The sequence below is a fragment of the Actinomadura sp. DC4 genome (assembly GCF_030406325.1).
Lineage (GTDB): Bacteria > Actinomycetota > Actinomycetes > Streptosporangiales > Streptosporangiaceae > Actinoallomurus.
On sequence record NZ_JAUEQY010000052.1, the window covers coordinates 23,403 to 47,754 of the forward strand.

Annotated in this window: 22 protein-coding genes and 1 pseudogene; 10 read left to right on the plus strand and 13 right to left on the minus strand. The window is 73.1% G+C overall.

What is annotated here, in order from left to right; all coding sequences use genetic code 11:
- Positions 1 to 14: 14 nt before the first annotated feature.
- The 4 genes from ligD to QWU11_RS45155 are packed head-to-tail and all read right to left on the minus strand — an operon-like array spanning position 15 to position 3,241.
- Positions 15 to 965 carry a non-homologous end-joining DNA ligase gene (gene ligD, locus QWU11_RS45140; protein WP_290120772.1) on the minus strand — a complete coding sequence of 317 codons (951 nt, stop codon included), beginning with the start codon at positions 963 to 965 and terminating at the stop codon, positions 15 to 17.
- The gene (locus tag QWU11_RS45145; RefSeq protein ID WP_290120773.1) at positions 958 to 2,181 is read right to left on the minus strand and encodes an MFS transporter; all 1,224 of its coding nucleotides are present in this window, start codon (positions 2,179 to 2,181) and stop codon (positions 958 to 960) included. Before QWU11_RS45145 ends, ligD begins: the two co-directional genes overlap by 8 nt.
- On the minus strand, positions 2,181 to 2,759 hold the full coding sequence (locus QWU11_RS45150) for a helix-turn-helix domain-containing protein (protein ID WP_290120774.1): 579 nt from the start codon (positions 2,757 to 2,759) through the stop codon (positions 2,181 to 2,183). Before QWU11_RS45150 ends, QWU11_RS45145 begins: the two co-directional genes overlap by 1 nt.
- 44 nt (positions 2,760 to 2,803) lie before the next feature.
- A complete protein-coding gene (locus QWU11_RS45155) occupies positions 2,804 to 3,241 on the minus strand; it encodes a MarR family winged helix-turn-helix transcriptional regulator (protein ID WP_290120775.1) in 438 nt (145 codons plus the stop codon).
- Between the two features lie 145 nt (positions 3,242 to 3,386).
- On the opposite strand from QWU11_RS45155, the gene QWU11_RS45160 reads away from it, so the two are divergent.
- Positions 3,387 to 4,826: an MFS transporter gene (locus QWU11_RS45160; RefSeq protein ID WP_290120776.1), complete on the plus strand. Its 1,440-nt coding sequence runs from the start codon at positions 3,387 to 3,389 to the stop codon at positions 4,824 to 4,826.
- 81 nt (positions 4,827 to 4,907) lie between these two features.
- Positions 4,908 to 5,285, plus strand: a complete 378-nt coding sequence (locus tag QWU11_RS45165; RefSeq protein ID WP_290120777.1) for a VOC family protein — start codon at positions 4,908 to 4,910, stop codon at positions 5,283 to 5,285.
- Between the two features lie 5 nt (positions 5,286 to 5,290).
- On the opposite strand, the gene QWU11_RS45170 is transcribed toward QWU11_RS45165, so the two are convergent.
- Complete coding sequence (locus QWU11_RS45170) at positions 5,291 to 6,706, minus strand: PLP-dependent aminotransferase family protein (RefSeq protein WP_290120778.1); 1,416 nt, start codon at positions 6,704 to 6,706, stop codon at positions 5,291 to 5,293.
- 47 nt (positions 6,707 to 6,753) lie between these two features.
- Here QWU11_RS45170 and QWU11_RS45175 point away from each other — a divergent pair, with 47 nt between their 5' ends.
- A complete protein-coding gene (locus tag QWU11_RS45175) occupies positions 6,754 to 8,106 on the plus strand; it encodes an FAD-binding oxidoreductase (RefSeq protein ID WP_290120779.1) in 1,353 nt (450 codons plus the stop codon).
- On the opposite strand, the gene QWU11_RS45180 is transcribed toward QWU11_RS45175, so the two are convergent.
- Both QWU11_RS45180 and QWU11_RS45185 read right to left on the minus strand, forming a co-directional pair.
- Positions 8,087 to 8,866: a putative protein N(5)-glutamine methyltransferase gene (locus tag QWU11_RS45180; protein WP_290120780.1), complete on the minus strand. Its 780-nt coding sequence runs from the start codon at positions 8,864 to 8,866 to the stop codon at positions 8,087 to 8,089. The genes QWU11_RS45175 and QWU11_RS45180 overlap by 20 nt on opposite strands.
- Before the next feature lie 178 nt (positions 8,867 to 9,044).
- Positions 9,045 to 9,854 (minus strand): alpha/beta hydrolase, encoded by an 810-nt coding sequence (locus QWU11_RS45185; protein WP_290120781.1) that lies wholly within the window; start codon positions 9,852 to 9,854, stop codon positions 9,045 to 9,047.
- Positions 9,855 to 10,093: 239 nt separating this feature from the next.
- Between QWU11_RS45185 and QWU11_RS45190 the strand changes: the two genes are divergently transcribed.
- Both QWU11_RS45190 and QWU11_RS45195 read left to right on the plus strand, forming a co-directional pair.
- A complete protein-coding gene (locus tag QWU11_RS45190) occupies positions 10,094 to 10,918 on the plus strand; it encodes an SAM-dependent methyltransferase (RefSeq protein WP_290120782.1) in 825 nt (274 codons plus the stop codon).
- 59 nt (positions 10,919 to 10,977) lie between these two features.
- Complete coding sequence (locus QWU11_RS45195; protein ID WP_290120783.1) at positions 10,978 to 12,222, plus strand: SpoIIE family protein phosphatase; 1,245 nt, start codon at positions 10,978 to 10,980, stop codon at positions 12,220 to 12,222.
- Positions 12,223 to 12,233: 11 nt separating this feature from the next.
- Here the strand turns inward: QWU11_RS45195 and QWU11_RS45200 are convergent, their stop codons facing one another.
- Positions 12,234 to 14,279, minus strand: a complete 2,046-nt coding sequence (locus QWU11_RS45200; protein ID WP_290120784.1) for a phosphocholine-specific phospholipase C — start codon at positions 14,277 to 14,279, stop codon at positions 12,234 to 12,236.
- Positions 14,280 to 14,420: 141 nt separating this feature from the next.
- On the opposite strand from QWU11_RS45200, the gene QWU11_RS45205 reads away from it, so the two are divergent.
- A complete protein-coding gene (locus QWU11_RS45205) occupies positions 14,421 to 15,455 on the plus strand; it encodes a hypothetical protein (RefSeq protein ID WP_290120785.1) in 1,035 nt (344 codons plus the stop codon).
- Here the strand turns inward: QWU11_RS45205 and QWU11_RS45210 are convergent.
- From QWU11_RS45210 to QWU11_RS45220, 3 genes are read right to left on the minus strand one after another with little or no spacing between them, the layout of a single operon-like run.
- Entirely contained in the window at positions 15,445 to 15,900 is a 456-nt protein-coding gene (locus QWU11_RS45210) for a DUF1203 domain-containing protein (RefSeq protein ID WP_290120786.1), read from the minus strand. The genes QWU11_RS45205 and QWU11_RS45210 overlap by 11 nt on opposite strands.
- A 58-nt stretch (positions 15,901 to 15,958) precedes the next feature.
- Positions 15,959 to 17,524 (minus strand): glycosyltransferase family 39 protein, encoded by a 1,566-nt coding sequence (locus tag QWU11_RS45215; protein WP_290120787.1) that lies wholly within the window; start codon positions 17,522 to 17,524, stop codon positions 15,959 to 15,961.
- Entirely contained in the window at positions 17,524 to 20,184 is a 2,661-nt protein-coding gene (locus QWU11_RS45220) for a methyltransferase domain-containing protein (RefSeq protein WP_290120788.1), read from the minus strand. The genes QWU11_RS45215 and QWU11_RS45220 overlap by 1 nt, the downstream gene beginning before the upstream one ends.
- Before the next feature lie 184 nt (positions 20,185 to 20,368).
- Here QWU11_RS45220 and QWU11_RS45225 point away from each other — a divergent pair, with 184 nt between their 5' ends.
- Entirely contained in the window at positions 20,369 to 21,253 is an 885-nt protein-coding gene (locus tag QWU11_RS45225) for an aminoglycoside phosphotransferase family protein (RefSeq protein ID WP_290120789.1), read from the plus strand.
- Here the strand turns inward: QWU11_RS45225 and QWU11_RS45230 are convergent.
- The gene (locus tag QWU11_RS45230; RefSeq protein WP_290120790.1) at positions 21,250 to 21,918 is read right to left on the minus strand and encodes an alpha/beta family hydrolase; all 669 of its coding nucleotides are present in this window, start codon (positions 21,916 to 21,918) and stop codon (positions 21,250 to 21,252) included. The two genes, QWU11_RS45225 and QWU11_RS45230, sit on opposite strands and share 4 nt — an antisense overlap.
- Positions 21,919 to 22,152: 234 nt before the next feature.
- On the opposite strand from QWU11_RS45230, the gene QWU11_RS45235 reads away from it, so the two are divergent.
- Together QWU11_RS45235 and QWU11_RS45240 are read left to right on the plus strand one after the other, a co-directional pair.
- A complete protein-coding gene (locus QWU11_RS45235) occupies positions 22,153 to 22,560 on the plus strand; it encodes a DUF3761 domain-containing protein (protein WP_290120791.1) in 408 nt (135 codons plus the stop codon).
- 376 nt (positions 22,561 to 22,936) lie between these two features.
- The gene (locus QWU11_RS45240) at positions 22,937 to 23,077 is read left to right on the plus strand and encodes a hypothetical protein (RefSeq protein ID WP_290120792.1); all 141 of its coding nucleotides are present in this window, start codon (positions 22,937 to 22,939) and stop codon (positions 23,075 to 23,077) included.
- Between the two features lie 26 nt (positions 23,078 to 23,103).
- Here the strand turns inward: QWU11_RS45240 and QWU11_RS45245 are convergent, their stop codons facing one another.
- The gene (locus QWU11_RS45245) at positions 23,104 to 23,565 is read right to left on the minus strand and encodes a hypothetical protein (RefSeq protein WP_290120793.1); all 462 of its coding nucleotides are present in this window, start codon (positions 23,563 to 23,565) and stop codon (positions 23,104 to 23,106) included.
- 106 nt (positions 23,566 to 23,671) lie between these two features.
- Here QWU11_RS45245 and QWU11_RS45250 point away from each other — a divergent pair.
- Positions 23,672 to 24,235: pseudogene (locus QWU11_RS45250) on the plus strand (aldo/keto reductase); the annotation flags it as partial.
- Positions 24,236 to 24,352: the final 117 nt, after the last annotated feature.

The following is a 24,352-nucleotide window of genomic DNA, read 5'->3' on the forward strand; positions in this document are numbered from 1 at the left end:
GAGAAAACCGGCGTTCAGTCCTCGGCGGCATGGACCTGTTCGGGTTCCTTGTCGGGACGCAGACCGCGCCAGCTGGGGTGGCGCAGGTGGCCGTCGCCGGTCCACTCGGCGAAGGCGACCTCACCGACCAGGTCCGGCTCGACCCAGTGCGCCGTACGGGCCACGGGCGCGGGCACCGTCGTGTCGAACGGATTGCCGTCTCGCCTCAGCGGGGCGAGGGTGGCCGCCAGGTCGCGCAGGATCGCGTCCGTGAAGCCCGTGCCGACGTTCCCGACATAACGCAGCCCATGGTCGTCGTACACGCCCAGGACCAGGGAGCCGATCATGTCGGCGCGGCGGCCCTCGCCCGGTGTCCAGCCGGCCACGATCACCTCCTGGTGGCGGACGTTTTTGACCTTGATCCACGGTCCTCGGCGGCCGGGCAGGTAGCGCGAGGTCAGCGGCTTGCCGACGACCCCCTCGAGGCCCTGGTCGATGCTGGCCGCGAGGACCGCCGGCCCGCCGCCCCGCCACCACGGCGGCGTGTGCACCGGGTCGGAGGAGAGACCCAGCTCCTCCAGCGCCGCGCGCCGTTTCGGGTATGGCTCGCCCAGCAGCGACTCCTCGCCCCGGCGGAGCAGGTCGAAGACGTAGTAGAGCACCGGCGCCGCCGTGACCAGCCGGTCGGACGGCCGCTGGACGTGCATCCGCGACTGCAGCAGCCCGAAGTCCGGCCGGCCGTCCCGCAGCGCGACGATCTCGCCGTCCAGGATCACCGGCTCGCCGAGCATGCCGCCGAGCGCGGCGAGCTCGGGGTAGGAGCGCGACATGTCCTTGTCGTTACGGGACATCAGCGTGACGCCGCCGTCCCGCACGTACGCGACGGCCCGTACGCCGTCCCACTTCAGCTCCCAGCCGTACGCGTCGTCGTCGGCGGGCAGCCCGTGCCGCAGCACGGCCATCATGGGCCTGACCAGCTCACTCATCGGATGTCCCCCCGACGAGTGACCTACCCCGTCGGGTGGGCGTGGTCAGCGTGCGCCCCTTCCACAGGTACGACGCCGCGCCGGCCATGCCGGTCGCGACGGCCGTCAGCAGCAGCCGGTAGTCCACCGCCGAGACCAGCACGGCCCCGGCCGCGATCGACAGCGTCTGCGGCCCGGCCGTCAGCGTCTCGGCGGCCAGGGAGACCCGGCCGACCAGCGGCCCCGGCGTACGCCGCTGCAAGGACGTGGTGAGCCCGATGACCAGCAGGGCCAGTCCGGCACCGGCGACGGTCTTGCCGGCCAGGACGACCGGCAGCCGGGGCACGACGCACAGGCCGTCGCCCAGCCCGAAGGCGGCCAGCCCGGCCGCGGTCGCGGCGATCTCGCCGGCCCTGCCGATGATCTGAGCCGCCGCCAGCCCGCCCGCGACCGAGCCGGCGCCCTGTGCCGAGGCGAGCACGCCGATGAACGCCGGCGGCCGGTGCAGGCCGTGGTCGAGCACGGCGAAGAACACCGACTCGTTGAACCCGATGACGAGGAACGCCACGGCGCAGGCGGTCGTGATACGGCGCAGCGCCGGCTCCCGCCGCAGATGGGCCAGGCCCGTGGTCAGGTCGCGCCGCCAGTGCACGCCGGCGGGCTCCGGCGGCTCCTCACGCAGCCGCATCCGGCCGATGGCGACCGCCGCGACGACGAACGTGGCCGCGTCCACCACCGCGACGGCCGCGCCGCCGGCCGCCGCGAACAGCGCCGCGCCGGCGAGCGGGCCGCCGAGCCGGAGCCCCTCCCGTACGGTCTGGAGCGCGCCGTTGGCCGTGGCCAGCAGGTCGTCGGCGAGCAGTTCCTTCAGCAGGCCGTTCAGTGCGGCGGAGATCGTCACCGACGAGAGGCCGTACAGCGCGGCGACCAGGTAGATGATCCAGACCTCGCCCGCCGTACGGACCGCCAGGAGCGGCAGGAGCATCAGCGCCGACGCGAGGTTGGCCGCCACGAGGAAGGGCCGGCGGCGGAACCGGTCGACCAGCCGGCCGCCGAGCGGCGCCGCGGCGAACGGCACCGCCATGAAGAGCGTGACCAGCCCGGCCGCGCCGCTGGAGCCGGTCAGGCTCTTGACCCAGATGGCGTACACCAGCAGCATCAGCGCGTCGCCGACCATGCTCGCGGACAGGCCGGCGAAGAGCAGGCGGAAGTCCGGCAGGCGCAGGACGCCGCGCATCAGGAGGATGGGAGCGGCGCGGCGGGTACGGCCGAGGCGAAGATCCGCACCCGGCGCGCGCCCGGAGGACGCTTCGAGGGGTCGCGCAGGCGTTCCTGGGCGCGTACGGCGATCGCCGTGAGCGCGTCGTTGAGCTCGGCCAGCTCCTCGGCGGTGAGCCACGTGACGCTCTGCGCGAAGTTCGCGGCGTCCTGCCACTCGGGCGGGTCGGTGCGCCGCCAGGCCTGCCAGTCGCGCAGCGCGGCGAACTCCTGCTCGTAGACCATCGCGCTCAGCTCGTCGCTCGCGGCGGCCACGTCGCCGGGCTCGTCACTGTCGCCCCAGCTCAACGTGTGCGCCACGGGCCGCCACGGACGGTTGCGGCCGCTCCCGCCGCCGGTCTCCTCGACGAAGCCGTACTTGGCGAGCTGCCGCAGGTGCCACGAGCAGTTCGCGGGGCTCTCGCCGATCATCTCGGCGAGCTCGGTCGCGGTCGCGGTCCCGCGTTCGTACAGGGCCTGCCGTAGCCGCATGCGTACGGGATGCGCCAGCACACGAAGCTCGGCAACGTCGCGCAGCTTCCGCTCGGATCCGCTCATGGACGCGACGATAGCCCTCGAAAGGCCCTTTCGAAAGGGCCTTTCTATACGTCGGTGATCACCACGTTGTCGTGCAGGCGGCCGAGCAGGCGTTCCAGCGCGGCGACGTCCTCCTGCTCCAGACCGGCCCGCAGGCGCTGGTCGTGGGCGCGTGCGGCGGCGGCCAGGCGGAAGAAGAGGGCCTCGCCCTGCTCGGTGAGACGCACCTGGTGCACCCGGCGGTTGGCGGGGTCGCGCCGGCGGGTGATCAGGCCGTCGGCCTCCATCGCGTTGAGGTGATGGGTCAGCGTCGCGCCCTGGATGCCGACCGCCTCGGCGAGTTCGCGCTGGTTGCAGGTGGGGTGCGTCTTCAGCGAGATCAGGATGAGCCAGATCGGGGTCGAGCCGCCGGCCGCGGCCAGGGCGTCGTCGAAGGCGCGCCCGACGATCTTCGCGGTACGGGCGAGGGTCAGGCCGATCGGCCGGCCGGCGGGCTTGGTCACCCGAGAAGCCTACCGCCTAGGTCGACATCAAAGCGTTTGACATCTAACCGATAGATATCTAACGTTTGAGAGGGTTCGCGACGACGTTCGCGGCAGTGACCAGGCGACGTCCCGTACGGGGGCGTCATCGGCCGAGGAGGATCCGATGGCAGCGAGCAGCACAGACCGGCGCAGTCCCGGCCGGACTGCGGGCGACCGGCGCTGGACCGCGCTGATCGTCATCGCCGTCGCCCAGCTCATGACGGCGCTGGACGCCACCATCGTGAACATCGCGCTGCCGTCGGCGCAGCGGTCGCTGGGGTTCGGCGACGCCGACCGGCAGTGGGTGATCACCGCGTACACGCTCACGTTCGCCGGCCTGCTGCTGCTCGGCGGCCGGATCGCCGACCGGTTCGGGAGGCGGCGGTCGTTCCTGGCCGGGCTGGCCGGGTTCGCCGCCGCCTCGGCTCTGGCCGGCGCCGCGCCGGGGCTGCCGGTGCTGATGGCGGGCCGGGCGCTGCAGGGCGCGTTCGCCGCGCTGCTCGCCCCGACGGCCCTGTCCCTCATCGCGGTGACCTTCCGCGACGTCAAGGAGCGCGGCACGGCGTTCGCCGTGTACGGCGCGGTGGCCAGCAGCGGGGCCGCGATCGGGCTGATCCTCGGCGGTGTCCTCACCGAGTACCTGCAGTGGCGGTGGTGCCTCTACGTCAACATCGCCGTCGCGGCCGCCGCGTTCGTCGCGGGACGCGCGGTGCTGCCCGACCCGCCGGCCGGATCGGGCGCCCGGCCGCAGGTCGCCGACGCCGCCCTGATCACCGGCGGGATCGCCGCCGTGGTCCTCGGCTGCGCGCAGGCGGCGCCGCACGGCTGGGGCTCGGCCGAGGTCATCGCGCCTCTCGCGGTCGCCGCCGTCGCCATCGCGGCGTTCCTCCTCATCCAGGCCCGGCGCGCCGAGCCGCTGCTGCCGCCGTACCTGCTCACGCGGCCGGACCGGATCGGCGCGTACGTCGCGGTCGGCGCCGCCGTGGTCGGGTCGTTCGGGATGTTCCTCCTGCTCACCTACTACTTCCAGGCCGTCCTGGGCTACACGCCGCTCAAGGCCGGCCTGGCGTTCCTGCCGATGACCGCGGCCGTCTCCGGCAGCGGGTACCTCGTCGCCGGCCGGATCCTGCCCCACGTGCGCCCGCGGACCCTGATGACGCCCGGCCTGCTGCTGGCCGCCGCCGGGCTGGCGCTGCTGTCCACGCTGGATGTGGGCAGCGGCTACCTCGGTCTGGTCCTGCCCGCCGAGATCCTGGTCGGCGCGGGGATGGCCGGCGTCTTCACCCCCGCGATCAACGTCGTGACCGGCGGCGTCGACCCGCGCGACGCGGGCGTGGCGGCCGCGGTGGCCAACACCGCCATGCAGGTCGGCGGGTCCGTCGGCGTCGCGGTGCTCAACACGATCGCGGTCACCGCCACCCACCACCGGCTGGCCCGGCACACGCCGCCGGGCGAGGCGCTCGTCCGCGGCTTCGGCACCGCCGCGGGCTCGGCGTCGATCCTGCTGGCCTGCGTCGCCGTCGCCGTCCTTCTCGTCGTACGCACACCGCGCTCGACACACTGACGCCGCGCAGAGAGAGGCCATCGATCATGACCGTCAAGGACGCCATCGTCGGCCCGCTGGGCCTTCCGGGGGAGAAGTGAGATGCCGGTACAGCTGAACCACACGATCGTGCACATTACGGACAAGCGGGGGTCGGCGGAGCTCCTCGCGGAGATCCTCGGCCTGCCGGCCCCGACGGCGTACGGGCCCTTCGCGGTCGTCCAGGTCGCGAACGGGGTGTCCCTGGACTTCCTCGACGGCACCGGGCCGGTCCGGCAGCAGCACCTCGCGTTCCTGGTCACCGAGGAGGAGTTCGACCAGATCTTCGGCCGGATCAAGGCGCTCGGGCTGGAGTACTGGGCCGACCCGTTCCGCGCCGAGCCGGGCCGGATCAACGGCAACGACGGTGGCCGCGGCGTCTACTGGGCCGACCCGGACGACCACAATCTGGAGATCATCACCCGCCCGTACGGCGGCTAGCCGCCTCAGCGTGAGCGCATCTCACCGACGACGTCGGCCAGGAGGCCGATCCCCTCGGCGATGGTGCGCTCGCCGAGCGTGGCGTAGCCGAAGATCAGGCCGCCGGCGCCCTCGGCGGCGATACGGTACGGCCCGACGCCGTAGACGCCGAGCCCGCGCCGCGCGGCCGCCGTCACCACGGCGGCCTCGTCCAGGCCGGGCGGCAGCCAGGCGACGAGGTGCAGGCCCGCCGCGACACCGGCCGGTTCGAGCTCGGGCAGCCGCTCCCGCAGGGCGGACAGCAGCGCGTCGCGGCGCCGCCGGTAGACCGGCCGCATCCGGCGCAGGTGCCGGTCGAACTCCCCGCGCGTGAGGAAGTCGGCGAACGCGAGCTGGTCGATCACGGGCGAGCCGCGGTCGGCGGCGACCTTGGCCGCGGCGACGTCGCCGACGAGGTGGCGGGGGACCACGAGCCAGCCGATCCGCAGACCGGGCGCCAGCGTCTTGCTGGCCGTGCCGGCGTAGACGACCCGGTCGGGCGCCAGGCCCTGGATGGCGCCGACGGGCGCGCGGTCGTAGCGGTACTCCGCGTCGTAGTCGTCCTCGACCACCAGCGCGTCCCGCCGTGCCGCCCACCGGAGCACGGCCGCGCGCGACTCGGCCGACAGCACACCGCCGGTCGGCCACTGGTGCGACGGGGTCAGGACCAGGACGTCCGCGTCGAGCCGGTCCAGCGCGCCGACGCGCACGCCGTCCTGGTCGACCGGGACGCCGACCACGTCGAGCCCGGCGGCGCGGGCGGCCACCCGTGCGTCGTCGCCGGAGGAGGGGTCCTCGACCGCGATCCGCCGCGCCCCCGACGCGGCCAGCACCTGGACGATGAGCGTGATGCCCTGGCCGTACCCGTTGCAGATCACGATGTCGCGAGGGTCGGCCGCGGCGCCGCGCACGCGGTTGAGGTAGTCGGCGATCGCCTCGTGCAGCTCCGGCGCGCCCCGGCCGTCGAGGTAGCCGAACCGCTCGTTCGGCGCCTCGGTGAGCACCCGGCGGATCGAGCGCAGCCAGGCCGCGCGCGGGAAGCTGGACACGTCCGCACGGCCGTAGCCGAAGTCGATCCGCGGCCGTGGCGACGGCGCCGGGCGTACGGGCGCCGGCGCGGGCTCGGGGCCGATCGCGACCTGCGTGTAGCCGCCGGCCCGGCTGGTCACGTAGCCCTCCGCGGCGAGCTGCTGGTACGCCTCGACGACCACGCCGCGCGAGACGCCGAGGTCGGCGGCGATGGTCCGGGTGGGCGGCAGCGCGCTGCCCAGGGGAAGGCGCCCGGAGCGGATGCCCGCCCGGATCGAGGCCTCGATCTGGCGGTGCAGCGGAACGGCGTCGTCCCGGCGGAGCTCGACGAGGAGCTCGCCGGTGAGCTGAGAATTGGTTCGTTTTCCGGCCACGATATCGGACCTTAATCCCTGTACCGATTCCTGTCAGTGTCAAAGACATGACGACAACGACGGAGTACCGCGCACTGGACCGGCTCGACGGGTCGCTGCTCCTGCCGGGCGACGCGGGATACGACGAGGCGCGCACCGTGTGGAACGCCATGGTGGACCGGCGGCCGCGGATGATCGTCCGCTGCGCGAGCACCGGAGACGTGATCACGGCGGTGCGCGCCGCGCGCGCGATGGACCTGGAGATCGGCGTGCGCTGCGGCGGGCACAGCGCGCCCGGGCTCGCCGTCCCCGAGGGCGGGCTGATGATCGACCTGACCCCGATGGGCGGCGTACGGGTCGACCCCGTACGGCGCCGGGCGCGGGTCCAGGGCGGGGCGCTGCTCGGCGCGCTGGACCGCGCGGCGCAGCGGTACGGCCTGGCCACCACGGCCGGGAACGTCTCCCACACCGGGGTCGGCGGCCTCACCCTCGGCGGCGGCATGGGCTGGCTCGCCCGCCAGTACGGCCTGGCCTGCGACAACGTCGAGCGGTTCACGATGGTGACCGCCGACGGCGACGTCGTACGGGCGAGCCGGACCGAGAACCCCGACCTGTTCTGGGGCCTGCGCGGCGGTGGCGGCAACTTCGGCGTCGTCACCGAGTTCGTCTTCCGGCTGCACCCGGCGGGGACGCGCACGCTCGTGGCGGAGTACGCCTTCCCGCTCGGCCGCGCGCTGCCCGCGCTGCGCCACTGGCGCGACCTGAACACCGAGGCGCCCCGCCCGGCCACCTTCACCGCCTCGATCGGCGGCGACGGCCGGGCCGTTCTCGGGTTCGTCTGGGTCGGCGACCCCGGCCGCGCCCGCCCGCTGCTCCAGGCGATGCGCGGCCTCGGCCGCCCGGCCGGTGAGCGCGTGTACGAGCCGAGTTACCTCGAACTCCAGCGGCGGGAGGACACGGTGGGCCGGCACGCGCTGCGGAGATACTCCAAGGGCCACTACCTGCGCGGTCTTCCCGACGAGGCGATCGAGGCGTTCCTGTCCCGGGGGAGCGGGGACGACCCGCCGAACGCGGGGCTGCAGGCGTACGGCGGGGCGATTCGCGACGTGCCGGACGACGACGCCGCCTTCGGCCACCGGGACGCGCTCTTCGAGTTCGGTACCGGGACGAGCTGGACCGACCCGGCCGAGGACGACGTGCGGGCCGCCGCCGTCCGGCGGTGCGCGCGGGCGCTCGGCCCCTTCGCCGCCGGCGTCTACGTCAACGCACTGAACGACGACGGCCCCGAAGGGGTCCGCCGCGCGTACCCGCCCGCCAAGCTCGCCCGGCTGACCGGGCTGAAGACCCGCTACGACGCAGGCAACGTGTTCCACCTGAACCACAACATCCGCCCGGCGGCCCTCACGCGGGCGCCCCGATGACGACGGTGGCGTACAGCTCCTCCGAGACGACGACGCGGGGGACCAGGCCGCCGTCGGCGAAGGCCGCGACGGCGTGCGGCGCCTGGCGTTCGCTGGTCTCGACCAGCAGGTGGCCGCCCGGCGCCAGCCATCGCCCGGCGCCGGCCGCCACCCGCCGCAGGACGTCGAGCCCGTCGCCGCCGCCGTCCAGCGCCACCCGGGCCTCGTGCACGCGGGCCTCCGCGGGCAGCAGCGCGACCTCATCGGTCGGCACGTACGGCACATTGGCCGCCAGCACGTCGACACGGCTCCACAGCGCGGCGGGCAGCGGGTCGTACAGGTCGCCCTCGTACACCGTCCCGATGCCGGCGAGGTTGCGGCGCGCGCAGCGCACCGCGGCCGGGTCGATGTCGGCGGCGTGCAGTTCGGCCGGTTCGAGCGCGGCGGCCAGCGCGACGCCGAGCGCGCCCGAGCCGCAGCAGAGGTCGAGGACGACGGCGGGCCCCCGCCCGGCGAGGGCGACGGCCTGCCGCACGAGGAACTCCGTACGGCGGCGGGGCACGAAGACCCCGGGCTCCACCGCGATCCGCAGGCCGCAGAACTCCGCCCAGCCCAGGACGTGCTCGAGCGGCAGCCCGGCGGCCCGGCGGTCCACCATCGCGGCGAGGTCGGCCGGTGTACGCGCGGCGGAGAACAGGAGCCGCGCCTCGTCTTCGGCGAAGACGCATCCCGCGGCGCGAAGCCGGGTGACGACGGCGGATTCGGACAGAGAAACGGACATGGAGGCGCCTTCCGGTTGATGGGCGCTCTCGGCGGCCTACCTCAGACGGCCCGCACGCCGCGAGATGAGAGCACCCGGTCTGATCTGCCGGTAATGGGTCTCACCTCCTCCACGTCTCTGACGCCGGCAACTCTAGCGGAGCCCCCGCAGCGCCACGCCGCGGCCACGTCGAACCCGGTCAGCCGCCGAGGTCGCCGATGAAGTCCGTCAGCAGCGCGGCGAAGCGTTCCGGTGTCTCCTGGTGCGGCGCGTGGCCGGCGCCGGGGATCAGTTGTACCTCTCCGCGCCACAGCGCGGGGATGGTGAGCCCGCGCAGATAGTCGAGGTTGACCAGCTGCTCGCCGGCGCCGTGCAGGATGGCCAGCGGCCGGCGGAGCTCTGCGACGATCGCGACCTCGTCCGCGAACCGGCCTTCGCCGACGCTGGAGCCCAGCCCCGCGCGCGCCGCGCCGTCGGTGGCCAGGATGTCGGACACGAAGTCGCCGGTCGCGAGCGTCGAGCCGGGCGCGGTGAAGCTCTCGGCGAACGACAGCGCCTCGGCGTCGCTGAGGCTCGGGCTGCCGACGGCGCTCATCGCCGGGTTCGGCAGGAACGCCTCCGGAAACTGCGCGGCCGAGGCGACCGGCGGTGCGCCGAAGATGACGAAGCCGGCCGCGTCCTGCAACGCCGGCGCGGCCTCCAGCGTGATCTGACCGCCCAGGCTCCACCCGACGACGACCGCGTCGGTGGCGCCGAGTGTCCGGGCGAAGCCGGCGAGCACGGCCGCGTATCCCGGCAGCGAGTAGTCGGACCGGTCCCTGGCCGGCTCGGACCGCCCATGGCCGGGCAGGTCGAACGCGAGGCAGCGGAACCGCCGGCCGAAAGCACCTGTCAGCAGGGGGAGCCAGGTTCTGGCCGAAGACGAGTTGCCGTGGATGAAGATGACCGTGCGGTCGCCTCCGCCGCCGGGGCTGTCCAGGTAAGCGATCCGCTGCCCAGCGATGTTCACGCTCAGTTGGTCCACTCTCCGCCTCTCGCTCCGCCGATCCGTCTTCCGCCAGGGCGATGGAGCATCTGGCGAAGCCGGTTGATTCAACTCGATACCGTACCGATTCGGCGCGGTACGGGGGCGGTGTTGTCAGAGCCTCTGCGCGCACGGCCCTGACCGGCACAAAAGCGGGCACACGGGGATCTGAGCGACTAGGCTGACGTCACTTGATCTTGGGAAGGCCGGAGAGAGGGTGCGCGGTGGAGGACGATCGGGAACCCGCCGCGGAACGAGGGCTCAGCGGTGTCGACCTCAGCCGGCCGAGCATCGCCCGGGTCTATGACTACCTCCTGGGCGGCAAGGACAACTTCACCGCCGACCGGGCGGTCGGCGACAAGATCAAGAGTGCCCTCCCCGAGGTCCACCTCGGCGTACGCGCGCAGCGTCAGGTGTTACGCCGGGCCATCCGCCACCTCGTCGGCGAGGCCGGGATCCGCCAGCTCGTCGACATCGGGTCCGGGCTGCCGACCGCGGGCAACGTGCACGAGGTAGCCCGGGAGATCGCGCCCGAGACGCGCGTGGTCTACGTGGACAACGACCCGATCGTGCTCGCTCACGCCCGCGCCCTGCTGGCCGGCAGCGTCGGGGTGTCCGTCCTCGACAGCGACCTGCTCGACCCCGGCCGCCTTCTCGGCGACCCGGTGCTCCGCGCCGAGATCGACTTCGACCGGCCGATCGGGTTACTCCTCTGTGGCATCGTCCACTACGTCAGCGACGAGGAGGACCCCGCCGGCATCATCGCCCGGCTGGTCGCCGCCCTCCCGTCCGGCAGCCACGTCTTCCTGCACCACCTCGTCGAGGCCGGCACACCCGGTGAGAAGGCCGCCGAGGCCGCGATGCGCCAGGGCATGGGCCGGGGTTTCTTCCGCACTCCCGAGCAGGTCGGCTCCTTCCTCGCCGGCCTCGACCTGATCGAACCCGGGCTCGTACGCGTCCCGGACTGGCGCCCCGACGGTTCCGAGGACTCCGCCGAGGAGCACCCGGTGCTCCGCCTCGCCGTCGCCGCGGTCGGCCGTAAGCCCTGAGAGTGCGTCTGTGCAGGTCAACGGCTGATGGCCTCTAGGATGAGGCCATGGGGCCGTCCATGGCTGATCCGCCGGACATCGACTATGCCGCGCTGTTCGCGGTCACGCCGAGCCCCTGCCTGATCCTCACCGCGGACCTCGTCATCACCGACGTCAACCGCGCGTACCTCCGGGTCACCGGCCGCGAACGGGCCGAGCTGATCGGCCGGCCCCTCATCGAGGCCTTCCCGGCGAACCCGGCCGACCCCGCCGCCGACGGCATGCGCAACCTGCGCGCCTCCGTGGCACGCGCGCTCGCCACCGGCGAGCAGGACGTCATGGCGCCGCAGAAGTACGACATCCCGGTGCCGGACCGGCCGGGCGTCTTCGAGGAGCGTTACTGGAGCCCGATCAACACGCCGATCCCCGGAACGGACGAGCGGCCGGCGCTGGTCATCCACCGGGTCGAGGACGTGACCGGTTTCATCCGGGGCGAGCGGCGGCACCGGCCGGGCGGCGACCACCCGTACGAGCGGCGGCAGGAGATGGAGGCCGAGCTGTACGCCCGCGCCAAGGAGCTCCAGGTGCTCAACGAGCGGCTGCGGCTGGCCCACGCCCGCGAGCGCGAGGTCGCCCTGACCCTCCAGCGGACCATGCTCCAGCCGGACTCCGCGACGCCGTACGCCGACGTGGCCGTCCGCTACCTGCCGGCGGGCTCGCTGAACATCTGCGGCGATTGGTTCGAGCTGGTGGACCTGGGCGGAGACCGGCTCGCCGCGGCGGTGGGCGACGTGGTCGGCCACGGCCTGCGCGCCGCCGGGGTGATGGGCCAGCTGCGCAGCGCCCTGAGCGCCGCGATCCGCGCCGCCGACGGCCCGGCGGGCGCGCTGGAGGTGCTCGGCCGCTACGCGTGCTCGGTCGAGGGCGCCCTGGCCACCACGGTCGTCCAGACCGTGATCGACCGCCCGGGTCGCACCATCCTCTACAGCTGCGCGGGCCACCCGCCGCCGGTGCTCGTGCACCCGGGCGGCCGGTGCGTCCTGCTGGACGGCGCCACCGACCCGCCCCTGGGAGTCCGATCGTGCCCCGACGGGCACCCCCAGGCTCGCGTGGAGTACGAGCCCGGGGCCACCCTCGCGCTGTACACGGACGGCCTCGTCGAACGCCGGGGCGAGGACATCGACGAGGGCCTGAACCGCCTCACCGGCGCCCTGTCCGGGCACGGCACGCTGCCCCCGGAAGCACTCGCCGACGTGGTCCTGGCCGAACTCGGCGTCTCCGGCGGCGGTGAGGACGACATCGCCCTCGTCGTCCTCAGGCTCTGACCGAAGACGCCTCAGCGGGCGCCGAGGGCCGGGTCGCTCGTGCTCGGGCGGCCCGTTTCCACATGGCCGGCCAGGCGGCGCGAGAAACCGTCGTCCTGGTCGGAGGAGACCGACACGTCGTACCAGCCGTGGCTGCGGCGCGTCGGCACGCTGTGCGTCACGCTCGCGCCCGGGCGGAGGCGGTACGACGCCGGCCGCCCGTGGTCGCATGCGTCCTCGACCGTCAGCCGCACCGCCTTCGCGCTCCCGTTCGACAGCACGAGCCGGACCTTCTCCGCCGAGCCGTCGTGGCGTGCCGTCACCTCGGGGCCCGTCCGCCCGCCCGCGCCCGCGAAACGCCGCAGGAAGCCGTTCGGGCCGTGCAGCGTGAACGCGTAGGCCCCCGGCGCGGTCAGCGTGTCCGACAGCCGCCGGCCCGCCGAGACCGTGTACGTCCACGGGCCGTCCGGGCGGCTCGACGACGTGACGTGGAACGCCGCCCCGGCCTGACCGTGGTTGGCCAGGTCGAGCCGCAGGCCGCTCGCGGTCAGCCGGACGTCCGCGGCCAGGTCGTACGGCAGCGGCCGGGCGGGCCGTACGCCGGGCTCCTGCCGGGGGAGCGCCGGCCTGGCCGGAGGCTTGGGCACGTAGTCGTCGTGCCGGTCGTGGTCCGGCGGTGTGTAGCCGCCGGTGCCGGGCAGGGACGGCATCGCCGTGGCGGTGCGCCCGAAGTCGAACGCCGTCGTCAGGTCGCCGCACACCTCGCGCCGCCACGGCGAGATGTTCGGCTCGTGCACGCCGAAACGCCGCTCCAGGAACCGGATGATCGAGGTGTGGTCCAGTACCCGGGAGTCGACCCAGCCGCCCTTGCTCCACGGCGAGACGACGAACATCGGCACCCGCTGGCCCAGCCCGTACGGCCCGGCGGCGTTCCCGTCACCGGCCGGCGGGCTGAAGATCTCGCCGGTCACCTCCACGGTCGAGCGGCCCGGCGCGGACGGAGCGTACGGCGGGACGACGTGGTCGAAGAAGCCGTCGTTCTCGTCGTAGCAGATGAACAGCGCCGTCTTGCTCCACAGGTCCGGGTCGGCGGTCAGCGTGTCGAGGATCTGGGAGATGTACCAGGCGCCGTAGTTGGCCGGCCAGTTCGGGTGCTCGGAGAACGCCTCGGGCGCCACGATCCAGGAGACCTGGGGCAGTCTCCCCGCGGCCACGTCGGCCTTGAGGATCGCGAAGTAGTCCTGCCCGCCCTTGGCGTCGGTGCCCGTACGGGCCCGGTCGTAGAGCGGGTCGCCCGGCTTCGCGTTCCGGTACTGGTCGAAGTACAGCAGCGAGTTGTCCCCGTAGTTGCCGATGTAGGCGTCGTTGGTCCAGCCCCAGGAGCCGGTGGAGTCCAGGCCCTCGCCGGCGTCCTGGTAGATCTTCCAGGAGACCCCGGCCTTCTGCAGGCGCTCGGGGTAGGTGGTCCAGGAGTAGCCGAGCTCGTCGTTGCCGAGGACCGGCCCGCCGCCCCTGCCGTCGTTTCCGGTGTAGCCGCTCCACATGTAGTAGCGGTTCGGGTCGGTCGGCCCAAGGAGTGAGCAGTGGTAGGCGTCGCAGACGGTGAACGCGTCGGCGAGCGCGTAGTGGAACGGGATGTCCTTGCGGGTGAAGTAGGCCATCGTCGTGGCGGTCTTGGCCGGGATCCACTTGTCGTACCGGCCCTGGTTCAGCGCGAGGTGCCCGCCGTTCCAGCTGTGGTCCAGGTCCTGCAGGAACACCAGGCCGAGGTCGTCCACCTCCGGCCGGAAGGGCAGCACGTCCCTGGTCCCGTCGGACTGGTACCAGACCGGCCTGCCGCTGGGCAGCGTCACCGGGTGCGGGTCGCCGAAGCCGCGTACGCCCCGCAGCGTGCCGAAGTAGTGGTCGAAGGAACGGTTCTCCTGCATCAGGACGACGACGTGCTCGACGTCGCGCAGGGTGCCGGTACGCCGGTTCGCCGGGATCTCGGCGGCGCGGGCGATGCTGGTGGAGAGGGCGGACGCGGCGGCGGTACCGCCCGCGAGTTGCATGAATCTGCGCCGGTTGATGCCGGTCATGACAGCCTGCCTCAGGGGGTCGCTCGGTGGGCCACGACAGTGGTCTCAGCTGGCCGACAACGACTCGAGGCGCGGGAGGAAACGCGCGGGAAAGCCTGGGCCAACCTTGATCGCTTAACGAGCGGGAGGAGGATGGGACGCGTGCGCCCCCTCATGCTCGCGGCCAACATGCCGCGCTCGTTCTACCGCGGTGCCGGCCGGATCGACCGGTTCCGCGGCACCGCCCCCTCCGGCGACCCGTACCACCCGGAGGACTGGATCGGGTCGGTGACGGCGCGGAGCGGCGCCGCGCCCGGCGGGCTGACCACGCTGCCCGGCGGCGCGCTGCTCGCGGCGGCCATCGCCGAGGACCCCGAGCGCTGGCTCGGCCCCGAGCACGTCGCCCGGCACGGCGCGGACCCGGCGATCCTGGTCAAGCTCCTCGACGCCGGCGAGCGCCTGCCTCTGCACGTCCACCCGAACCGCGACTTCGCCCGTACGCACCTGGCCGCGCCGTACGGCAAGACCGAGGCGTGGATCGTCGTCGAGGCCGCGCCGGACGCCGCCGTCCACCTCGGGTTCGACCGGGACGTCGGCGCGGGCGAGCTCGCCGCGTGGGTGGACGGGCAGCGGGTGGCGGACATGCTGGCCGCGACGAACCGCGTCCCCGTACGCGCCGGAGACGCCGTCCTGTGCCCGGCGGGCGTCCCGCACGCGATCGGCTCGGACATCCTCCTCGTGGAGGTCCAGGAGCCGACCGACTACTCCGTGCTGCTGGAGTGGGAGGGCTTCGCCGTCGACGGCGAAGCCGACGGCCACCTCGGCCTCGGCTTCGACCAGGCGCTCACCTGCGTCGACCGCACCTCCTGGGACACCGCGCGGATCGAGGACCTGCGCCGGGCACGGCGCGCGGGCCGGGGCGTACGGCCCGGCGTGGACCGGCTGTTCCCCGAGCTCGCCGACGCCTTCTTCGCCGCCGAGCGCCTGCGGCCGGATCCGGTCAGCGTCCTGGACCCGGCGTTCGCGGTCGTCGTGGTGCTCACCGGGGCCGGCACGCTGGAGGCGGAGCACGGCGACCCGGTCGAGGTGAGCGCCGGCGACACGCTGCTCGTCCCGTACGCCGCCGGGTCCTGCGCGCTGCGCGGCGACGTGACGGCGATCCGGTGCCGCCCGCCGTACGCGGAGATCAGCGGGTGACGGCGAACATGTAACAGCCCCACTCGACGTTGCGGCTGTGGATCACGGTGACCTCGGGGTCGGCCAGCATCGCGGCGACGACCCCTTCGGGGTCGGAGCCGTCGTGCGACCGCGTCGCGTCGTGGATCCAGCCGCGCCGGTCGTAGGCGCGCAGCACCTGCGGGCGTCCACGCCAGTCCGCGGGGTAGACGTCGTCCGCGTCCGGCCCCGCGCACGGACCGGCGTGCGCGTACACGGCGCCGGTCTCGCGGTAGGGGCTGTCGGGCAGCGGCGGCTCGTACCCGAACAGCAGCGCCTCCTCGCCGGGCCGGGCGTTCCGCAGGCAGCAGCGCAGGGGCTCGCCGCCGTCGGCGACCCTGTGCTCGACGGGCCTGTCGTACGCGCCGGCCCGTACGTCGGCGAGCAGTGCGGCGGGCAGGGCGTGGATCCGGAACGTGGAGGTCATGGATCCAGGCTTCCGGTCCGGGACACGTCACGCTGGCGGGAATCCGACATGACGTTTCTCAGGCGACGCGCCAGACGCGCAGGAGGTGGTCGTGGCTGGTCATCACGGGCCGCCAGGCCGGCGGTACCGAGGGAAGGACGGCGCGCGCCGTGTCGCCGCAGCGCGGGCAGGCGTCGCTGCCGACGCTGTAGGCCACCACGTAGTCGCCCGCCGGTGGCTGGCCCGAGGACAGCATCGGGCGCATGTGGCCGTGCCAGATCCGGTGGCCGGTCGAGGTGACGAAGTAGATGGGCAGGATGCGGAACAGCTTCGTGTCCACCCACACCGTCCGCGCGTCCGACCGCGCCAGCCACGAGCGGAACTCCGGCAGCGCGTCCGACCGCACGCGGTCCGAGCCGGCCCAGCCCGGCATGCCGGGCCGGCCGGCGACGGCGAGCGACGCGGTGGCGACCGCGACGCAGGAGACGACCGCCGTGGCCGCGACGGCGCGCCGCCGGTCCGGCAGGCGCAGGGCGCGAGCCGCCAGCCACAGCGCGGCGACGCCGCCGAGCACGAGCGCCGGGAACAGCGGGTACCAGTAGCGCAACAGCTGGAGCCGCAGCTTCGGACGGCCGGGGTCGAGCACGCCGCCCGCCAGCGTGAGCGGCACCCACAGCAGCATGACCCACAGCGCGAACACGCCCGCGCGGCGTTCGGGGAGCGTCGCCGTGCCGCGCGCCCGGCGGAAAACCACGAACGCCCCGGTGGCGAGCGTCAGCGCGAGCAGCAGGAGCAGGCCCGGCCCCTCGGCGAGGCGGGCGAGCTGCTGCGGAAGCCGCCAGAGGTACACCCAGAGCGGCAGGTCGTGGAAGGTCGCCGCGACCTCCGGGCGCGAGGGCAGGTCACCGAGGCCGGACCCGGCGTGCAGCCGCTTCAGCGGATCGCCGTACAGGTGGGCGTTGAGCGCGGTCTCGCCGATCCCGGTGAGCGCCACCGGCACGAACCCCCAGAGCCACTCCCAGCGGCCGGCCCGCCGCCACAGCAGCACCGGGACCAGCGGCCAGACGAACACGATGAACTCGCGCGTCAGGTAGCTCCAGCCCATGAGCACGCCGATGACGACGAGCCAGAGGCGCCGCCAGGGCAGCAGGTCCTCCCGTACCGCGATCGTCAGCGCGACGGCGGCGGTGAACAGCGCGGTGGCCGGCAGGTCGGGCAGCAGCTCGGTGCCGGCCACGACCACGATCCCGGCGCAGCCGAGCACCCCCGCCGACAGTGCGCCGACGAGACGGCCGAACCACAGGACGCCGATCGCGTACACCGAGGCGAACAGCAGCAGCGCCGCCGCCACCGGGAACGCGTGGTAGGTGACCTCGGAGTACCCGAAGACCTTCATCGCCACCGCCGTCGGCCCGGTCAGGCCGATGCGGAGGTACTGGTGGTCGAAGATCGGGTCCTTCGGCGGCGACGGGAACGACCGCGCGGCGTCCATGTAGCGGCTGTGGTCGACCGGCTGCGGTACCGACAGGTCACGCAGCAGCAGCACGCCGTACAGCAGCGTCAGGACGGCGCCCAGGATGACCGCGGGCCGCCACGCGGGGGCCTGCCTCGGTGAGGTGGCCGGCTCGGAGACGGTGTCCAGCATCAGAACAGCACGTGCTCCCCGGCCGGTCCGTGGAACGCCACGCGCCCGTGCCGCATCAGCTCCGCGTCGCTCACCTTCCAGGTGTGCGCCTCACGGTCGCCGCGCACGGACACGAAGTTGAAGCGGTCGCCGGAGTGGATGCCGACGCCCTCGCCCTGCGCCCGCCGCAGCAGGTCGCTGTCGATCGCGCGCGGCAGGTCGGCGAAGCGCAGCTTCCGCAGCACGTCGCCGTCGGCCAGGATCGTGCCGCCCTGGATGAGCTCGGCCTCGGTGTGCTCCAGGTGCGGGAAGCGCAGCAGCGTGACGCCGTGCGTGCGCATCTCGCAGTAGTGCGCGCCCTTCCCGACCAGGCCCGCCGTCGTGTAGTCGAAGGCGTACGCCAGGTCGCTCAGGTAGTGAGTCCCGTAGAGGTTGTCGTCGTCCATCTTGGCGAGGTACGCGCCGTCGGCGGCGTCGATGCCGAGGTTGAGGATGGCGCCGAGGGTGAGGGAGGAGTCGGCGGACAGGACGACGACGTCCTCGATCCCGGCCGCGCGCGCCCGTGCCTCCACACCGTCCGCGGGGATGCCGTGCAGCACGAGCACGAGCTGCAGGGGACGGTGGTCCTGCGCGGCGACCTGGGCGATCGCGTGGTCGACCTGGTCGGGCCGATTGGTCGGCAGGATCACCGAGATCGAGCGCTCGCGCCGGGGGGCGGACACGCCGGCGGCCGACAGCACGCTGTCGGCCCGGTGGCCGTACAGGTGCTTGGAGAAGACCTCCCGCATGGCCAGGTGCCCGACACGGTCGCGCAGGTCGGCGTCCTTCATCAGCTCCACGAGCGCCTCGGTGGTCTGCTCGGGCGCCGACGACAGGCGTACGAGATCGCCGAAGACCCGCTCCAGCGCCCGCGAGTGCCCCGAGACGACCGGCGTGCCACAGGCGGACAGCTCGAAGACGCGGCGGGCGCACATCGTCGGCGACTCGGTCACCGAGTTGACGTTCAGGAAGATCTTGTACGCCTTGTACGCCGCGAGCATCCGCTCGTACGGCAGCGACCCGACGATGAAGTCGGTGTACTCCGCCGGGAACGCGAAGTCCGGGTCGTCGGAGATGCGGCTGTAGATGTGCAGGTCGAACTCGCGCGCCGGGCCGAGGATCGTCTGCATCTGCGCGGCGCGCTCGGGGTACTTCTTGGCGTGGTACGTCCCGGCGAACGCCACCTCGTGCTTGCGCCCGCCCGGCACCGCGACCGGGTTGTGGATGCGCGGCTGCGCGCCGAACGGCAGCAGCGCGACCCGGTCGTGGCCCACGGCCTCGACGTAGCGCGGGATGCAGTCGGCGTCCACGGTGAACACGTGGTCGAACAGCTTGGCCGTCTCGATGAAACGGTCGAAGTTCGGCGGGTCCTCCTTGTTCCAGAAGACCGTCGGGATGCCCTGCTCCTTGCACCAGGCGACCAGGTCGCGCACCGGCTGCTTGGGCGCGCCGGCCGCGCTCATCATGGTCGCCCAGCGGCCCTTGTTGCCGTGCCAGGCCGACTCGGCGAACAGCATCGCCGGCCGTTCACGTTCGAGCACCTCGCGCCAGTCCTCCGGCCCGAACGTGATCTGCTCCCATTCGTACCGGAAGGCGTCGGTGGAGAAGACGTCGAGGATCACCGCGACCTTGGTGTCGCGCGCCACCGGCCCGTCGGGGATGGCCACCTCGGGAATGGGGATGGCGGTGTAGTGGCCGGACAGGTCGGGCGAACCCGCCGTCGTCTCCGGCTTGGGCTCCTCCAGGCGCGGCGCGGGCTTGAGCGCGGTGGCGACGTTCTTGGGCAGCTTCAGCGCCTGAGCCGGGCGCTTGGCGCTCCACAGCGCCTCGCCGAGCCGCCACCACTTGCGGCTCTTGGCCGACTTGAGCTGCCAGGTGACGTAGTCGGTGCGGTAGGACTGGTGCGCGAGACGGGCCTCGAGGTTCTTCATCCGCGCGTTGACCTGCTCGTACCGCGCGATCGCGACGTCGTAGCGCCGCATCTTCTCCTTCTCGTCCTGCATGGAGTTCTGGATGGCGACCAGCGCGCGCTCCATGAGCGGCTGCGACTCGACGACCAGCCGGTCCGGGTCGGCCATCGGGCCCGGCCGCGAGCACGCCCGCAGGTAGCGGTCGACGACGTCCAGGCTCTCCACCGTGAAGTACGGCGCGAGCAGGCGTACGAGCGAGTCCACGTAGAACGTCGCGTAGTGGTCGTGGTGACGGCTCAGCCCGAACGGCGTCGTCAGCACCAGCACGCCCTGGGGCCGCAACACGCGGGCGGCTTCGGCCAGCAGCGGCGAGGCGTCGGGGGAGTGCTCGACGATCTCCCCCATGATGACGGTGTCGAACGACGCGTCGGGGAAGTCCAGCGCGTTTCCGTCGGCGAGCCGGAAGTCGAGCCGTCGCCGCACGTCCTCCGGCTCGGCGTCGCGCTCGCCGAGCGCGTACTCGACACGATCGGCCTGAATGTCGATGCCGACGACGTTCAGGCCGCGCCGCGCGCACAGAATCGAGGCGATGCCCTGGGAGCATCCGATGTCGAGAACGTCTCCAGTGGCCTGCCCTACCAGCCAGTGGATACGATCACGAGCGACCTGCTGAGTACTTTCAGCCCAGATCTCGCCCTTGTAGACCTCGGAGATGCGATCGGAATTAGCCATTGAGCCTCTTGTCGTCGGATGCGGCGCAGCGACGCTAGCCGTGCTCGGCGAACGGACGGTGTCCAGCAGGAGACGCCGGAGTATCGACGGAGAAGAAGGTGTTCGCATGAACGTGCGCGGTTCGGGTGCGCCGATCGTGACCACCACGTCGGTGCGTTCCGCCGATCTCGCCTCCGCCCGGTAGATGGCATCTCCGCATCCGCCCGAGACGGTGCTCGGCTGGGTACGCGACGTGGTCGCCGGCCGTATCTCCTCGATCCGTTCGATGGGGGTCGGCTCGACGACGCTGCACGCCATCGACGCGGGCGACCCGCCGCGCAGGCTCGTCGTACGCCGCTTCCACGACACCGGACGGCTGCGCACGGACCCTTGGTACGTTCCGGCCAACGAGGCCGCCGTGCTCGAGCTCCTCGACGACACCGAGGTCCCCGCGCCGCGGCTGCTCGCCGCCGACCCGCACGGCCGGATCTGCGACGTGCCGGCCCTCCTGATCACCCGCCTGCCGGGCCGCCCCGCCGGACGCCCGTGGGACATGGACGGCTACCTGATCGCGCTGGCGCAGGCGCTCGCGCGCATCCACGAGGTGCCGCTGGACACCGCGCTGCCACCGTACGCGCCGTATTACGACAAGACGGTGAACGGGGAGCGCCGCCCGCCCTCGTGGTCGGGCAGCTCGGAGCTGTGGGAGCGCGTCTTCGAGGCGCTGTCGGGCCCGGCGCCGGAGACCCCGTCCGGCTTCATCCACCGCGACTTCCACCCGGGCCAGACGATCTGGACCGGCGACCGGCTGACCGGCATCGTCGACTGGAGCACCGGCAGCCGCGGGCCCTACGGCGTCGACCTGGCCCGGATGCGCCTCAACCTGGCGATCGAGTACGGCGTGGACGTGGCGGGCCGCTTCCAGTCCGTCTACCGCGAGGTGGTCGGCCGGGACATGCGCCATCCGTACTGGGACCTGACGGACGCGGCCGACGCCATCTTGGACCTGCCGCCCCCGCACACCCAGACGATCGCCGACCGGTACGGCCGCTTCGAGCACTGGACCGCCATCGCGCTGTCCGAACTCTAGGTGTACTGGCCGGCGGGGTGGGCGACCGGGCGCAGGTGGAGCAGGAACCAGTCTCTGGCCTGGTCGGCCACCCGCTCCATCGCGCCGGGCTCCTCGAACAGGTGCGTCGCGCCCGGCACGATCTCCAGCCGCGCCTCGGCAGGGAGCCGCCGCAGCGCCTCGCAGTTGAGGTCGACGACGCCCGCGTCGTCCCCGCCGACGATCAGCAGCGTGGGCTGGTAGACCCGCTGGAGGTGCTCCCCGGCGAGATCCGGCCGGCCGCCCCGCGACACGACCGCCTGCGCGGTGCCGGGGCGCTCGGCGGCGGCGACGAGCGAGGCCGCCGCGCCCGTACTGGCGCCGAAGTAGCCGATGCCGAGCCCCCGCGTACGGGAGTACATCGCCAGCCAGTCGGTCAGCGCCGTGACCCGCGCGGCCAGGAGCCCGACGGCGAACCGCATCTCGTCCCGGTGCTCCTCGGCCGGGGTGAGCAGGTCGGCCAGGACCGTGGCCAGCCCGGCGTCGCTCAGCTCGGCCGCGACGCGCCGGCCCCGCGGGCTGTGACGGCCGCTTCCGCTGCCGTGCGCGAACAGGACCACCCCGCGGGGCCGGTCGGGGATGACAACGTCGACCTCCAGGACGACGTCCGCGACCGGGATGTGCAGGCTCTCTTCGACGACCTTCATGACCCCACCTCCGAACCAGGCCTCTACTGGTGACGCTACGCCCGCCTGAGGCCGCGGCCCCTCCCCGGAGGGCTGATCACGAAACGTGGCCACGTGGATACCCGGACGTATTCTTCGTGGTAGCGGAGTCGGACGTTTCTCTTTTGTCCGTCACCGGCCATTAACCTGGGCTTTCGCCAACCCGCGCCGTCGTCCGTACGTCGATCAGTCAGTCGATCGAACGGGGTGAGGGTGATGCGGGGAAAGACGTTAGCGACGGTTCTGGCCGCGTGCGTTCTGCTGACGGCGTGCGGACCGGTCCCGGAGGAGAACGCCGGCGGCGTGGCGACGCCGAGCGTCCTCGACAGCGGGTCGGCGGCGCCGCCGGACACGCCGACCGTCCTGCCGTCCGACACGCCGACCGAGACGGCGCCGGCGGTACGGCCGAGTGCTCCGGCACGGCACGCGGCACCGAAGAAGAAGCCGGTTCGCCGGGCGGCGCCACGCCGTACGGTGCCGCACCGGCCCGTCCACCGCGCGCCGAAGGCCCCGGCGCATCCGGCGGGCGCGACGGCGGAGTGCCGCGACGGCACGTACTCCTACGCGGCCCACCACCAGGGCGCGTGCTCCCACCACGGCGGCGTGCTGGTCTTCTTCCACTGACGGTCGTCCACGGGGAGGCGACGGCAGGGGTCGTAACGGTTCTCACGGTGCGGGCGGGCCACGATGCGCTGTTCCACATGGTCCGCCCGCCCGGCACGCGGTGGCCGGCGGGGGTGATGCACTCCTCGCTCGATGACGCGTGGCCGGCGTTCGCGCTGGGAGCGGGAGCTCCGCCGATCGCCGCAGTCGCCGTCCAGGATCGAGGTCGCCGAGCGCCCGGTTCCGGGGCGCCGCGGGTCCCGATAGAGGCGATCATCCAGGAACGGGCACCGGGCGCCCCCGGTGGTGCGGAGCGTGGGCCATCGTGAAGGTGACCTCTGACGGAGGCTCGGCCGGCTCGTGACGAGGCGGACCTGGCGACGCGACCGTGGGGGGCGTGGATCTCACGGTGGTCCGCTGGTCGCCGAGCGCGCGCCGGCCGGAGGAACTGAGCACCGCGACGCGCACGCGGTCGGACGAGATCGAGCCGGGCGTCTGGGCGGTGGCCGCCGGCAGCGGCGGAGTGCCGGCCGCCTGACCTCCCCCGGCGCCGCGGGCAAGCGGTCAGCTGATCCAGGCCGCGCCGTGGCGGTGCCGGTACAGGCCCGCCGCGGCGAACTCGTCCACCGCGTCGCCCCGTTCGACTCCCAGGCGGCGCAGTGCCTGGGAGATCGGGCTCCCGGCCGGCGGGAACGGCTCGCCCTCCGCCACGCCGAGCGGGCCGAACGCCAGCTCCCCTCCGGCCCACACCGCCGGCCGCTGGGTGCCGGTCCCGCCGAAGTACTCGGCCTCCACATACGCGAGAGGGCCGTCGGCGGACCACCCCGCCAGCACCCGGTCGAAGCCGCCCGGCAGGCGCCAGAACCCGAGGCCGGCCGCCGACCCGTCGGTGAGCGCGTCGAACAGCGCGCTCGTCATCGGCATGACCGCCAGCCCGCCCTCCAGCGCGCCCAGCCTGGCCGGCTCCCCGGCGCGTACCCGCAGCAGGCCGGCGTCACCGATCACCGCGTTCAGCTCATAACTCACGCGGAACAGGAAACCATCGATCCGAAGGCGGGCGAGGGCGAGGGCCGTCGATCCGCCCTTATCCGCCGGCCCCGCCGGGGACCAGACTTCGCGGCGGGAGGACGTCATGGACTACACGCGGCTCGGGTCATCGGGGTTGCAGGTGTCGCGGATCTGCCTGGGCATGATGAGCTTCGGCGACCCCGCGCACCGGGCGTGGCAGCTGGACGAGGCGGCGGCCGAGCCGATCGTCCGCCGCGCGGCGGAGGCCGGGGTGAACTTCTTCGACACCGCCGACATCTACTCCCGCGGAGCGGGGGAGCGGGTCACCGGACGGCTGCTGTCCCGGATCTTCGGCAGCCGCGAGGACTACGTGCTGGCGACCAAGGTCTACTACCCGACCGGCGAGGGGCCCAACGACCGCGGCCTGTCGCGCAAGCACATCCTGGCCGCCATCGACGCCTCCCTGCGCCGCCTGGGCACCGACTACGTCGACCTCTACCAGGTCCACCGCTGGGACGGCGAGACGCCGGTCGAGGAGACCATGGCCGCCCTCCACGACGTCGTACGGGCCGGCAAGGCGCGCTACCTGGGCGCCTCCAGCATGTACGCCTGGCAGTTCGCCAAGGCGCAGTTCACCGCCCGGAGAGAGGGCTGGACGCCGTTCGTCTCGATGCAGAGCCACTACAACAAGTACTTCACTTCATGCAACTCCAACTGAGAGTCGCATAGATCACTGAGAGTGACACTCGCCCCGAAGATCGTTTTTATGGTTTGGGTTCCGATCTTGACTGGGTAATCATGGATG

Bases quoted from the DNA above. Each gene is read 5' to 3' on its own strand.
- QWU11_RS45150 (WP_290120774.1), bottom strand. From the start codon at position 2,759: ATGAGCGGATCCGAGCGGAAGCTGCGCGACGTTGCCGAGCTTCGTGTG.
- QWU11_RS45220 (WP_290120788.1), bottom strand. From the start codon at position 20,184: ATGGCTAATTCCGATCGCATCTCCGAGGTCTACAAGGGCGAGATCTGG.
- QWU11_RS45215 (WP_290120787.1), bottom strand. From the start codon at position 17,524: ATGCTGGACACCGTCTCCGAGCCGGCCACCTCACCGAGGCAGGCCCCC.
- QWU11_RS45195 (WP_290120783.1), top strand. From the start codon at position 10,978: ATGGCTGATCCGCCGGACATCGACTATGCCGCGCTGTTCGCGGTCACG.
- QWU11_RS45230 (WP_290120790.1), bottom strand. From the start codon at position 21,918: ATGAAGGTCGTCGAAGAGAGCCTGCACATCCCGGTCGCGGACGTCGTC.
- QWU11_RS45200 (WP_290120784.1), bottom strand. From the start codon at position 14,279: ATGACCGGCATCAACCGGCGCAGATTCATGCAACTCGCGGGCGGTACC.
- QWU11_RS45210 (WP_290120786.1), bottom strand. From the start codon at position 15,900: ATGACCTCCACGTTCCGGATCCACGCCCTGCCCGCCGCACTGCTCGCC.
- ligD (WP_290120772.1), bottom strand. From the start codon at position 965: ATGAGTGAGCTGGTCAGGCCCATGATGGCCGTGCTGCGGCACGGGCTG.
- QWU11_RS45175 (WP_290120779.1), top strand. From the start codon at position 6,754: ATGACGACAACGACGGAGTACCGCGCACTGGACCGGCTCGACGGGTCG.
- QWU11_RS45145 (WP_290120773.1), bottom strand. From the start codon at position 2,181: ATGCGCGGCGTCCTGCGCCTGCCGGACTTCCGCCTGCTCTTCGCCGGC.
- QWU11_RS45160 (WP_290120776.1), top strand. From the start codon at position 3,387: ATGGCAGCGAGCAGCACAGACCGGCGCAGTCCCGGCCGGACTGCGGGC.
- QWU11_RS45235 (WP_290120791.1), top strand. From the start codon at position 22,153: ATGCGGGGAAAGACGTTAGCGACGGTTCTGGCCGCGTGCGTTCTGCTG.
- QWU11_RS45180 (WP_290120780.1), bottom strand. From the start codon at position 8,866: ATGTCCGTTTCTCTGTCCGAATCCGCCGTCGTCACCCGGCTTCGCGCC.
- QWU11_RS45165 (WP_290120777.1), top strand. From the start codon at position 4,908: ATGCCGGTACAGCTGAACCACACGATCGTGCACATTACGGACAAGCGG.
- QWU11_RS45225 (WP_290120789.1), top strand. From the start codon at position 20,369: ATGGCATCTCCGCATCCGCCCGAGACGGTGCTCGGCTGGGTACGCGAC.